Source organism: Pseudomonas sp. MDV22-iso1 (genome assembly GCF_058145095.1).
This window is the reverse complement of sequence record NZ_JBYVMF010000015.1, coordinates 46926-58846: the sequence shown is the minus strand read 5'-3', so window position 1 is coordinate 58846 and position 11921 is coordinate 46926. Positions and strand designations below refer to the sequence as shown.

At 59.0% G+C, this 11921-nt stretch carries 13 protein-coding genes; 7 read left to right on the top strand and 6 right to left on the bottom strand.

Going from position 1 to position 11921, the window contains the following annotated elements:
- Positions 1 to 12: 12 nt before the first annotated feature.
- From AC3ZVB_RS17700 to AC3ZVB_RS17685, 4 genes are all read right to left on the bottom strand, one after another.
- Positions 13 to 876, bottom strand: coding sequence for an endonuclease/exonuclease/phosphatase family protein (locus AC3ZVB_RS17700; protein WP_490147287.1), 864 nt, complete (start codon positions 874 to 876; stop codon positions 13 to 15).
- 14 nt (positions 877 to 890) lie between these two features.
- Positions 891 to 1532, bottom strand: coding sequence for a thiol:disulfide interchange protein DsbA/DsbL (locus tag AC3ZVB_RS17695; protein WP_162438884.1), 642 nt, complete (start codon positions 1530 to 1532; stop codon positions 891 to 893).
- A gap of 200 nt (positions 1533 to 1732) precedes the next feature.
- Positions 1733 to 2344, bottom strand: coding sequence for a c-type cytochrome (locus tag AC3ZVB_RS17690; protein WP_162438885.1), 612 nt, complete (start codon positions 2342 to 2344; stop codon positions 1733 to 1735).
- Positions 2345 to 2390: 46 nt separating this feature from the next.
- A complete protein-coding gene (locus AC3ZVB_RS17685) occupies positions 2391 to 2681 on the bottom strand; it encodes a c-type cytochrome (RefSeq protein WP_150702330.1) in 291 nt (96 codons plus the stop codon).
- A 191-nt stretch (positions 2682 to 2872) separates the two neighbouring features.
- Here AC3ZVB_RS17685 and yihA point away from each other — a divergent pair, with 191 nt between their 5' ends.
- Positions 2873 to 3514: a ribosome biogenesis GTP-binding protein YihA/YsxC gene (gene yihA, locus AC3ZVB_RS17680; protein ID WP_162438886.1), complete on the top strand. Its 642-nt coding sequence runs from the start codon at positions 2873 to 2875 to the stop codon at positions 3512 to 3514.
- A 300-nt stretch (positions 3515 to 3814) separates the two neighbouring features.
- Here the strand turns inward: yihA and polA are convergent, their stop codons facing one another.
- A complete protein-coding gene (polA, locus tag AC3ZVB_RS17675) occupies positions 3815 to 6586 on the bottom strand; it encodes a DNA polymerase I (protein WP_490147286.1) in 2772 nt (923 codons plus the stop codon).
- 74 nt (positions 6587 to 6660) lie between these two features.
- Here polA and AC3ZVB_RS17670 point away from each other — a divergent pair, with 74 nt between their 5' ends.
- On the top strand, positions 6661 to 6951 hold the full coding sequence (locus tag AC3ZVB_RS17670; RefSeq protein ID WP_162438888.1) for a DUF2782 domain-containing protein: 291 nt from the start codon (positions 6661 to 6663) through the stop codon (positions 6949 to 6951).
- A gap of 58 nt (positions 6952 to 7009) precedes the next feature.
- Positions 7010 to 7960 (top strand): homoserine kinase, encoded by a 951-nt coding sequence (locus tag AC3ZVB_RS17665; protein ID WP_490147285.1) that lies wholly within the window; start codon positions 7010 to 7012, stop codon positions 7958 to 7960.
- Positions 7961 to 8092: 132 nt separating this feature from the next.
- Here AC3ZVB_RS17665 and AC3ZVB_RS17660 read toward each other — a convergent pair whose 3' ends face one another.
- A complete protein-coding gene (locus AC3ZVB_RS17660) occupies positions 8093 to 9013 on the bottom strand; it encodes a zinc ABC transporter substrate-binding protein (RefSeq protein WP_490147284.1) in 921 nt (306 codons plus the stop codon).
- A gap of 66 nt (positions 9014 to 9079) precedes the next feature.
- On the opposite strand from AC3ZVB_RS17660, the gene zur reads away from it, so the two are divergent.
- The 4 genes from zur to AC3ZVB_RS17640 are packed head-to-tail and all read left to right on the top strand — an operon-like array spanning position 9080 to position 11882.
- Positions 9080 to 9562: a zinc uptake transcriptional repressor Zur gene (zur, locus tag AC3ZVB_RS17655; RefSeq protein WP_490147283.1), complete on the top strand. Its 483-nt coding sequence runs from the start codon at positions 9080 to 9082 to the stop codon at positions 9560 to 9562.
- Entirely contained in the window at positions 9562 to 10347 is a 786-nt protein-coding gene (gene znuC, locus AC3ZVB_RS17650) for a zinc ABC transporter ATP-binding protein ZnuC (RefSeq protein WP_162438892.1), read from the top strand. The genes zur and znuC overlap by 1 nt, the downstream gene beginning before the upstream one ends.
- The gene (gene znuB / locus AC3ZVB_RS17645; protein WP_162438893.1) at positions 10340 to 11128 is read left to right on the top strand and encodes a zinc ABC transporter permease subunit ZnuB; all 789 of its coding nucleotides are present in this window, start codon (positions 10340 to 10342) and stop codon (positions 11126 to 11128) included. Before znuC ends, znuB begins: the two co-directional genes overlap by 8 nt.
- 37 nt (positions 11129 to 11165) lie before the next feature.
- The gene (locus AC3ZVB_RS17640) at positions 11166 to 11882 is read left to right on the top strand and encodes a PA5502 family lipoprotein (RefSeq protein ID WP_162438894.1); all 717 of its coding nucleotides are present in this window, start codon (positions 11166 to 11168) and stop codon (positions 11880 to 11882) included.
- Positions 11883 to 11921: the final 39 nt, after the last annotated feature.

The following is an 11921-nucleotide window of genomic DNA, read 5'->3' as shown; positions in this document are numbered from 1 at the left end:
TCGAGGGTTCCGCTAAGGGGCAGGACTCAGCGCGGGCAATGCATCGGCCGTGAGCGAACCCGGCAGACGAATCTCTACCGCGACCGGCAGGTGATCGGAAATGGGTTGCGCCAGCACCTCGAATTTTTCCAGGGTCAGGCTCGGACTTAGCAGAATATGGTCCAGGCAGCGCTGTGGGCGCCAGCTCGGGAACGTCGCTTCGAGCTGCGGTGCCAGCAGGCCGAGATCGCGCAGCGGGGAGTTTTGCAGCAAATCGCTGGCGTGGGTGTTCATGTCACCCATGAGCACCTGGTGTTTATAGCCGCCGATCAACTCGCGGATATAGGACAGTTGCAGGCTGCGTACCCGAGCACCCAGCGCCAGGTGCATCATGACCACCACCAGTGCCTCGGGGCCTTCGCCGAAGCGCACCAGAATTGCCCCGCGACCCTTTGGCCCCGGCAACGGATGGTCCTCAATAGCCCACGGGCGCAGGCGACTGAGCACGCCATTGCTGTGCTGGCCGAGGCGACCGAGATTGCGGTTGAGTTGTTGATACCAGTATGGGAAGGCACCGAGCTGTGCCAGGTGTTCAACCTGATTGACGTAGCCCGATCGAAGGCTGCCGCCATCGGCTTCCTGCAAGGCGACCAGATCGAAGTTACCCAGCAGATTGCCGATTTTTTGCAAATTTCCGGCACGACCGTTGTTGGGCAGCAGGTGCTGCCAGCCCCGGGTCAGGTAGTGCCGGTACCGTTCGGTACTGATGCCGACCTGAATATTGAAACTGAGCAGGCGCAGACGGCTGTCTGCGGGCAAGCCCGTCGATACCAGGTGGTGTTCGTTGACCTGCGGATCATGCAGGCCAACAACGCGTTCAGTTCCCCAGCGGCGCATGGCAGGCTCCGCGCTTAGTTGGCAGCAGCCTTGTTAGCCGCTCGCTCTTGTTCGACCAGTTTGTCGGCCAGTTGCAGGGCTTGTTCGGCACCACCAGCAGAACCCACATCGAAGCGGTACTTGCCGTTGACGATCAAGGTTGGCACGCCGGTGATTTCATACTTCTTGGCGAGCTCGGTGGCCTTGACGATCTGACCTTTGATGGCGAAGGAGTCGAAAGTTGCCAGGAACTTGTCCTTGTCGACACCTTGGGTGGCCAGGAAATCAGCCATTTCATTTTTGTCGACCAGCTTCTTGTGTTGTTTCTGAATGGCTTCGAACACCGCGGCGTGAACCTTATGCTCAACGCCCATGGCTTCGAGGGTCAGGAACAGCTGGCCGTGCGCATTCCAAGGGCCGCCGAACATCGCCGGAATCCGCACAAAATTCACGTCGGAAGGCAGCTTCTCGACCCAAGGATTGATCACCGGCTCAAATGCGTAGCAGTGCGGGCAGCCGTACCAGAACAATTCAACGACTTCGATCTTGCCAGGTACCGCGACCGGGACTGGTTTGGTCAGTTCAACATAAGGGGCGGCAGGTGCTTCGGCGGCTTGTGCAGTCATGCCGAACAGGCTGGCAGCGACGAGAGCGGCGCTGATGATCAGATTACGCATGCTTTACTCCTGGACAATTTTGGTCGCCTCGCGCGACCTGTTTTCAGACAGGTCATGGCGGGCTTGAGTTCTGTAGTGTAACGGCAGCGGCCACAAAAAAGGGCGGCCTAAGCCACCCTTTTTATGCTTGCATCGACGGATTAATCGAGCGTTAACATTGCAAGAGATGAACATCTCTCGCAACGCTCGATCAATAGGCCTTAGTGCAGACCCTGGATATAGCTGGAGACTGCCGCGATGTCTTCGTCGCTCAGTCGTTTAGCAATGGTCTGCATGGTTTTGGTGTCGCCGTCGTTGGTGCGTCCGCCTTCTTCCTTGCGGAAGTCGGTCAGTTGCTTGGCCACGTATTGAGCATGCTGGCCGCCCAGGTGCGGGAAGCCGGCGGCTGCGTTACCTGCGCCATTAGGCGAGTGGCAGCCGGTGCAGGCTGGCAGGCCCTTGGCCAGGTCACCACCACGGAACAACGCTTCACCGCGAGCCACGACTTTCGGGTCGGCGGCGCCAACGCTGCCTTTCTGGGTGGCGAAGTAGGCGGCGATATCGGCCAGGTCCTGATCGCTCAGGTTGGTCAGCAGGCCGGTCATTTCAAGTACCTGGCGTTTGCCGGACTTGATGTCGTGCAGCTGCTTGTTCAGATAACGCTCGCCCTGACCTGCCAGTTTCGGAAAGTTAGGCGCCATGCTGTTGCCATCCGGGCCATGACAGGCGCCACATACTGCGGCTTTCGCCTGACCAGCAGTTGCATCACCTGCAGCATGGGCAATGCCGGAGATCCCCACGGTCAACAGCAGACTCACGATCAATTTGTTCATCAGCTAATCCAACTACGGCTAAGGGTTAAAGAGTTATGGACCGGAATCACTCGCTCATCCAGTGGATGATGGCCTGGTAATCCTCGGCACTGCAGTCCATGCACAAACCACGCGGCGGCATCGCCTTGAAACCCTGGGTCACGTGTTGCACCAGCGTCTCCATACCTTTCGCCAACCTCGGCGTCCAAGCTTCCTGATCGCCCTTTCTGGGCGCCATGGGTAGTTGGCCGGAATGACAGGCACCACAAACACGGTTGTACACAGCTTCCGGATCCTGTGTAGCCTGAGCGCTGTAAAGCGGTATCAAGACACCGGCAGCTAGCAGCCATTTCGTCATAAAACGACCTTTTCAGGGTTGAGAGCGTGCTGCGTTCTAATGCGCAATCATGGTCTATCGCTCTCGTGAACTTCATCCTACGCTGGGACAAAGCGCACACAAAATCTGCGGCATTATATACTGGCGTCACTGAAACGGAAACGACACTGCTCGCCGCGTCCATTCCCGGCGCCGCCCACATCGGAAATCCCATGCAACTCAAGAATCCCATCCTCGGTCTGTGCCAACAGTCCACCTTCATGCTCAGCGCCGCCAAAGTCGACCAATGTCCCGACGACGAAGGCTTCGAAGTCGCTTTTGCCGGGCGTTCCAACGCCGGTAAGTCGAGCGCCCTGAACACCCTGACGCACGCCAGCCTGGCTCGAACCTCGAAAACCCCGGGTCGTACGCAGCTCTTGAACTTCTTCAAGCTAGACGATGATCGCCGTCTGGTCGACCTGCCAGGCTACGGTTACGCGAAAGTACCTATTCCGTTGAAGCTTCACTGGCAGCGTCATCTGGAAGCCTACCTGGGTGGTCGCGAGAGTTTGAAGGGTTTGATTTTGATGATGGACATCCGTCATCCAATGACCGATTTCGACCTGCTGATGCTGGATTGGGCCGTCGCCAGCGGAATGCCGATGCATATTCTGCTGACCAAGGCGGACAAACTGACTTACGGCGCGGCGAAAAACGTCCTGCTTAAAGTCCAGTCGGACATCCGTAAAGGCTGGGGCGATGCAATCAGCATCCAGCTGTTTTCCGCCCCAAAACGCTTGGGTCTGGAAGACGCCTACACTGTATTGGCGGGCTGGATGGAGCTGGCAGACAAGGGTGCCGAACTCGCTGAGTAAGGGCCTTTGGACAAATCGCGGGAAAAAAAAACCCCGGACTTCTTATGGGGAGGGGGAAGTTCCGGGGTTCAAGCTCCGGACCGCTAGGGCGGGGTCCAGATATCTGCCAACACTTAACACAACATAGGAGCATCGAAGGGCTTCACCAGCCATTCAGTAACTCTGAGTGACGATTCACAGGATTAGTTCAGAATATTTTCAAATGGCTTTGGAATAACGCCGAGCATTTTGCGAACTAATGGCCCTTCGCCGTTTTCTGCCGCGGCACTATGCCGCAGCAGAAAAAGCCTATCAGACGGCTCAGTGAGCCTCATCCCAATTATTGCCTACCCCTACTTCGACCAGCAGCGGCACGTCCAGTTTCGCGGCATCACTCATGTGCGTGCGAATGTCCTCACGAACCTGATCCACCAGATCTTCACGCACCTCGAGCACCAATTCATCGTGTACCTGCAGGATGACTTTGGCGTCCAGGCCAGACGTCGTCAGCCAGTTATCCACCGCTACCATCGCTTTCTTGATGATGTCAGCGGCAGTGCCTTGCATCGGAGCGTTGATGGCCGTGCGTTCTGCGCCTTTGCGCAGGGCCGGGTTCTTCACGTTGATTTCCGGCAGGTAAAGGCGCCGGCCGAAGATCGTTTCAACAAAACCCTGCTCGGCTGCCTGGGCGCGGGTGCGCTCCATGTACTCCAGTACGCCCGGATAACGGGCGAAATAACGGTCGATGTAAGCCTGTGACTGCTTGCGATCCACACCGATCTGCTTGGCCAGGCCAAACGCGCTCATGCCGTAGATCAAACCGAAGTTGATGGCCTTGGCGCTGCGACGCTGGTCCGTGGTGACGTCCGCCAGTTCCACGCCGAAGACTTCAGCGGCAGTGGCTTTGTGCACGTCCAGATCATTGCGGAAGGCGTGCAGCAACCCCTCGTCCTTGGCCAGGTGGGCCATGATGCGCAATTCGATTTGCGAGTAGTCAGCTGCCAGCAGCTTGTAGCCTTTTGGCGCGACGAACGCCTGGCGAATCCGCCGGCCTTCAGCGGTACGAATCGGGATGTTTTGCAGGTTTGGATCGCTGGAGGACAAGCGCCCTGTTGCCGCAACGGCCTGGTGATAAGAAGTATGAATCCGACCGGTGCGCGGATTGATCTGCTCTGGGAGGCGATCGGTGTAAGTGCTTTTCAGCTTGCTCATCGAGCGATACTGCATCAGCACTTTAGGCAGCGGATAATCCTGCTCGGCCAGTTCAGCCAGCACGGCTTCGGCAGTCGAAGCCTGGCCCTTGGCGGTTTTACTCAGAATCGGCAGACCCAGTTTTTCGTACAGGATCACACCCAACTGCTTCGGCGAGCCCAGGTTGAACTCTTCCCCTGCGATGGCAAACGCCTCGCGTTCGAGGGCGACCATTTTCTCGCCCAACTCCACGCTTTGAATGCCCAACAGATTGGCATCGACCAGCGCGCCTTGACGTTCAATGCGCGCGAGAACCGGTACCAGCGGCATTTCGATTTCGCTCAGAACCTTGCTCAGGCTCGGAATGGCATTGAGCTTTTCCTGCAGCGTTTGATGCAAGCGCAAGGTCACGTCAGCGTCTTCGGCGGCGTAAGGCCCGGCCAGTTCGAGTGAGATCTGATCAAACGTCAGCTGTTTTGCACCCTTGCCGGCGATGTCCTGGAAGCTGGTGGTTGTGTGATTCAGGTACTTGAGCGCCAGGCTGTCCATATCGTGACGGGTGGCGGTGGAGTCCAGCACATAGGACTCCAGCATGGTGTCGAACGCGATGCCTTGCACCGTGATCCCGCAGCTTTGGTCACCGCCAATCGCGCAGTTCGCCAGGATGTTCATATCGAACTTGGCGTGCTGACCGACTTTGAGTTTGTTCGGATCTTCCAGGATCGGCTTCAGTGCGCGCAGCACGGTGTCGCGATCCAGCTGGTCCGGCACGCCCATGTAGGAGTGGGTCAGCGGGATGTAGGCGGCTTCGTTGGCTTGTACGGCAAACGACAGGCCTACCAGTTGCGCCTGCTGCGCATCGATGCCTGTGGTTTCCGTGTCGAAGGCAATCAGTTTGGCGTCGTTGAGTTTCTTCAACCACAGGTCGAAATCGGCCTGGGTGAGGATGGTGGTGTACTTGAGTTCGGCATCGACGGCAGGTTCTTCGGCGACCGGCGCCACGACTTCCTGGCCGGAGCGCTTGGCATCGCGCTGATTTTCGTCGAACCAGCTTTTAAACTCTAGCAACGTGTAAAGCTCGGCGAGTTTGTCGTGATCCGGTTTGCCCATCTGCAAGTCGTCGAGTTCAACGTCCAGCGGCACGTCGATCTTGATCGTTGCCAGTTGATAGGAGAGGAACGCCATCTCTTTGTGCTCTTCCAGCTTGGCCGGCAGTGTCTTGGCGCCGCGAATCGGCAAGGTTGGGACGATGTCGAGGTTCGCGTACAGCTCGGTCAGGCCGCCATTCACGCCGACCAGCAGCCCGGAGGCGGTCTTCGGGCCAATGCCTGGAACGCCCGGAATGTTGTCGGACGAGTCGCCCATCAACGCCAGATAATCAATGATTTGTTCGGGAGCGACGCCGAATTTCTCCTTCACGCCCTCAACGTCCATCGCGCTACCGGTCATGGTATTGACCAAGGTAATGTGGCCGTCGACCAGTTGCGCCATGTCCTTATCGCCGGTGGAGATGATCACCGGACGGTCGGCCGCCGCGCTGCTGCGAGCCAATGTGCCGATCACGTCATCGGCCTCCACGCCTTCGACGCACAGGAGCGGGAACCCCAGGGCGATGACGCTCTGGTGCAATGGCTCGATTTGAACGCGCATGTCATCGGGCATGCTTGGGCGATTAGCCTTGTATTCGGCGTACATGTCATCGCGGAAAGTCCCACCCTTGGCGTCGAACACCACGGCGAACGGACTGTCCGGGTACTGCTTGCGCAGACTCTTGAGCATGTTCAACACGCCTTTGACGGCACCGGTCGGCAGTCCTTTGGACGTGGTGAGCGGTGGCAGGGCGTGGAAGGCGCGGTACAGGTAAGAAGAACCGTCCACCAGGACGAGGGGGGCTTGGCTCATGAGCAGGATCAACCTTTTCGGCGGGTCCGGCGCTAGAATAGCGGGACCGTTGACGACAAAGGGACAAGGTTATCATGCGTACACTAAATCGCCTGTTGCTGGCTGGCTTGTTTGCAATCACTCCGTTGGCCGTCATGGCGGCGGACGATGCACCCTCGCCGGAGCCGGAAGTCACCATCCGCACGGAAGGCGATAAAACCATCCAGGAGTACCGCCAAAACGGTTTCCTGTATGCGATCAAGGTTACGCCAAAGGGCGCGCCGCCTTACTTTCTGGTGCGCGCAGACGGGACCGATGCAAACTTCATCCGCTCGGATCAGCCGGATATGCTGATTCCGTCGTGGAAGATCTTCGAGTGGAAGTAGTTTCTTAATTTCAATCGGCGCTGGCTCATTCTGCGGCGCCCGTACTGGCAGTTTAAACATGTCTGTGTTCACCCCCCTGGCTCGGCCTGAGCTGGAAACCTTTCTCGCCCCATACGGGCTCGGCCGCCTGCTTGATTTCCAGGGGATTGCCGCCGGTAGCGAAAACACCAATTTCTTTATCAGCCTGGAACAGGGTGAATTTGTCCTGACCCTGGTTGAGCGCGGTCCGGTGCAGGAAATGCCGTTCTTCATAGAGTTGCTCGACGTGCTGCATGATGCCGACCTGCCGGTGCCATACGCGCTGCGAACCACCGATGGCGTTGCCTTGCGCGAACTGGCGGGCAAACCTGCATTGTTGCAGCCGCGCCTGGCGGGCAAGCACATCAAGGAAGCCAACGCGCAACATTGCGCTCAGGTTGGCGACTTGCTCGGCCATCTGCACCTGGCCACTCAGGCCAACATGATCAAGCGCAAGACTGATCGTGGTCTGGACTGGATGCTGGAAGAGGGCACTCAGCTGCTTTCTCATCTCGACGCCGGGCAAAGCGATTTGCTGAAGCAGGCGCTGGACGAAATAAGCGAGCAGAAAGCGAAAATCCTGGCGTTGCCGCGAGCCAACATCCATGCGGATCTGTTCCGTGATAACGCGATGTTCGAAGGTACGCACCTGACCGGGTTGATCGACTTCTACAACGCCTGCTCCGGTCCAATGCTCTACGACGTGGCGATTGCCTTGAATGATTGGTGTTCGGACGACGAAGGTTTGATCGACGGGCCGCGGGCGCGGGCGTTGCTGGGGGCTTACGCGGCGTTGCGACCGTTCACGGCGGCAGAGGCCGAGTTGTGGCCGACGATGCTGCGGGTGGCGTGCGTGCGGTTCTGGTTGTCGAGGTTGATCGCGGCGGAGTCATTTGCCGGGCAGGACGTGTTGATTCACGATCCGATGGAGTTTCAGCGCCGGTTGGCGCAGCGGCAGAAGGTCAGCACACCGTTGCCGTTTGCCCTTTAAACGCTGGTCAGATGGATCACTGCAATCTCTGTGGGAGTGAGCCTGCTCGCGATGGCGGCGGGACAGTCAGTATTGATGCTGAATGTTATTGCGCCATCGCGAGCAGGCTCGCTCCCACAGGGTGTGTGTCGGTTACAACGACTCCAGGCACCCCGCCAGGTCATTCCCCAACTTCTCCAGTACCTGTTCATACCCTTGAGCGGTCGCCGGCGTGTAGCCGCCCAGGGCGTCGAGTTCCGCCAGCTTCACCGGAAGGCCGGCCACCAGGGTTTCTGCCAGGCGCGGACGCAGCGGTGGTTCGCTGAATACGCACGTCTTGCCAACTTCCTGCAAGCGCGTGCGCATGGCCGCGACGTGCTGGGCACCTGGCTGGACTTCAGCCGCGACGCTGAACACGCCGGTGTGCTTGAGGCCGTAGGCGTCTTCGAAGTAGTCGAATGCTTCGTGGAACACGAAGTACGGTTTGCCCGCAATGCCGGCAAGGCGTGACTTCAGGCGCAGGTCCAGCGCATCCAGACGTTCATCGAACGCCTTGAGGTTGCTCTGATAACGCGCAGCGTTAGCGGGGTCGGCAGCACTCAGGTCAGCGGTCATTTTCCTGGCGATCACACGAGCATTCACTGGCGATAACCACAAATGCGCATCCAGGGTGCCTGGGCGGTGATCGTGGTCGTGCTCGTCCGGCTCTTCGGTGTGCGACTGACTGTCTTCGGCAAAATGGCGAAGTTTCAGGTCAGGCAAATCCTGCACGGCGACGCTCGGCAGCGTCCGACCTTTCAGGACACGGGGCAGGAAACCTTCCATGTCCGGACCGATCCAGTAAATCAGATCCACCGACTGCACCTTCCGTACGTCGGATGGACGCAATGCATAGTTATGCGGCGAAGCACCGGGCGGCAGCAGCACTTCCGGAATCGCCACACCATCCTGAACAGCCGCTGCGATCAGCTGCAGTGGCTTGATGCTGGTCAGCACCTTGACCTCGGCATGGGCGAAACCTGCCAGTGAAAAACTGGCGAGAACTGCGACACAAATAGAAAAAAGTCGGGACACAATGACCACTCGAAGAGGCGAGAACGGGTAACATAATAACGTCTCTCACAAAAATCGTCGCCGCTCATGCCTAAAACACCGATTGCCAGCCGTCCCCACGACCACTCTCATTGCGTGCATAACGCTCTGTCTGAGGCCGATGCCCTCTGTGCGCGTCAAGGCCTGCGCCTGACTGCCCTGCGGGGGCGCGTGCTCGAATTGGTGTGGCAGAGCCACAAACCGCTGGGCGCGTACGACATTCTTGCGGTGTTGAGCGAGCAGGACGGTCGCCGCGCTGCACCGCCGACGGTGTATCGCGCGCTGGATTTCCTGCTGGAGAACGGTTTCGTACACCGCATCTCCTCCCTCAACGCCTTCGTTGGCTGCAATCACCCGGAACATGCGCATCAGGGACAGTTCCTGATATGCCGCGAGTGCCACGCCGCCATCGAGCTTGAGCAAAAAACCATCAGCGACGCCATCATTGGCAGCGCCAAGGATGTCGGGTTTGTGGTCGAAGGCCAGACCGTTGAAGTGGTCGGCCTGTGTTCGGGCTGCCAGGGGGCTTGATGAGCAACGCGTTGATCCGACTTGAACAGGTCGCCGTCACCTTCGCCGGGCAAAACGTGCTCGATAACATCGAGTTGAGCGTCGAGCCTGGTCAGATTGTCACCCTGATCGGCCCCAACGGTGCGGGCAAGACCACGTTGGTCCGCGCGGTGTTGGGCCTGTTGAAACCGGACAGCGGCAGTGTCTGGCGCAAGCCGAAATTGCGGGTTGGATACATGCCGCAAAAACTTCATGTCGATCCCACGCTCCCACTCTCCGTGCTGCGTTTTTTGCGCCTGGTGCCAGGCGTAGACCGCGCCCGCGCGTTGGCGGCGCTCAAGGAAGTGGGTGCCGAGCAGGTCATCGACAGCCCTGTGCAAAGCGTGTCCGGGGGCGAAATGCAGCGCGTGCTGCTGGCGCGTGCGCTGTTGCGCGAGCCGGAGCTGCTGGTGCTCGATGAGCCGGTGCAAGGCGTGGACGTAGCGGGGCAGGCCGAGCTCTATAGCCTGATCACGCGGCTGCGCGACCGACATGGCTGTGGGGTATTGATGGTTTCCCACGACCTGCACCTGGTGATGAGCACAACCGATCAGGTCGTCTGCCTGAACCGCCATGTCTGCTGCTCCGGGCATCCCGAGCAGGTCAGCGGCGATCCGGCGTTCGTCGAGCTGTTTGGCAAGAACGCACAAAGTCTGGCGATCTATCACCACCATCACGACCATGCTCATGATCTGCATGGCTCAGTGGTCAGCGCGGCCCCTTCGGCCCACACCCATGTTCACGGAGATAGCTGCAAGCATGGCTGATTTTCTGCTCTACGCCCTGCTTGCAGGTTTGGCCCTGGCACTGGTTGCGGGCCCGCTGGGTTCATTTGTGGTCTGGCGCCGCATGGCCTACTTCGGCGACACCCTTTCCCATGCTGCGCTGCTCGGTGTGGCGTTGGGTTTCCTGCTGGATGTCAGCCCGACCGTCGCGGTGACCGTAGGCTGCCTGCTGCTGGCAGTGTTGCTGGTGACGCTGCAACAGCGTCAGCCACTGGCATCCGACACGCTGTTGGGGATTCTCGCGCCAAGCACCCTCTCGCTTGGCCTTGTCGTACTAAGCTTCATGCATGAAGTGCGGATCGACCTGATGGCCTATCTGTTCGGTGATTTGCTCGCCATCAGCCCGACCGATCTGGCCTGGATACTGGGCGGTAGCGCAGCGGTTCTGGCCTTGCTCGTGACCTTGTGGCGACCCTTGCTGGCAATCACGGTGCATGAGGAACTGGCCAGGGTTGAGGGATTGCCGGTAGCGTCGTTGCGGCTGACCTTGATGTTGTTGATCGCTGTGGTGATTGCCGTTGCGATGAAAATCGTCGGTGTATTACTGATCACTTCGTTGTTGATCATTCCGGCTGCTGCGGCGCAGCGTCACGCGCGATCGCCTGAGCAGATGGCACTGGGCGCGAGCCTGCTGGGCATGCTCGCAGTGTGTGGCGGATTGGCATTGTCCTGGTTCAAGGACACGCCGGCGGGTCCATCGATTGTGGTAACGGCGGCCGCCCTGTTTCTGCTGAGTTTTGTCCTGCCCCGTCGAGGGGTGTAGACTTGCTCGTTTTTTGCGCAAATAGAGAGTCGCAGGAATGAAGCTGTTCACCTCCCGTTATCTGCTCCTTGCCGCATTTTCCTTGCTGCTGGGCGCCTGCCAAAGCACGCCCCCGGCGGCCACCCAGGCCACTGACGCGCGGGCTACGGCCATCGCACAGCTGGAGCAAAGCCTCGCCAGCAGCGAGCTGGCCACTGCCGAAGATCAATTGGCAGCCTTGCAGGCGCAATCGCCAGACGATCAAACCCTTGAGCAATATCAGCGGCAACTGGCCGAAGCGTATCTGCGCCGCAGCCAGATCGTGCTGCAGAAAGGCGATGTAAACGCCGCCGCTACAGCCCTTAGCCGCGCCCGATTGCTCATGCCCAAGGCGCCGGCACTGACCGGTGGGGTCAACAACGCTATCGTTAATGCGCGTAAAGCCGAGCTGGATAAGGCCGAAGCTGCCCTTATGGCTGCCGAAGCCAAGCCCCGGGCCAAGGTCATCGATCCGACCGCCGAGAGCACAACCATTGCGTTGAACCTCACGGACATGACGAAACTTCGCCGGCAATTGGACGCTATCGCCGCCGATGTGGTGAATTATGAGTGTGATGTGAGCATTCAGGCGCCGCGCACCCAGGACTATCCATGGCTGGCGACATTGCTGACCAAGCGAGTGAAGAAACTGGATGCAGAGTTTGATCTGAACCTGCAGAAGCAGATCTTGCGAAACATTCCGGCGCAGATGGTGTTGAGTCCGCGTAAGCCCTGAAAGCATCGCGGGCAAGCCTTGCTCCTACAGGATCAAGGC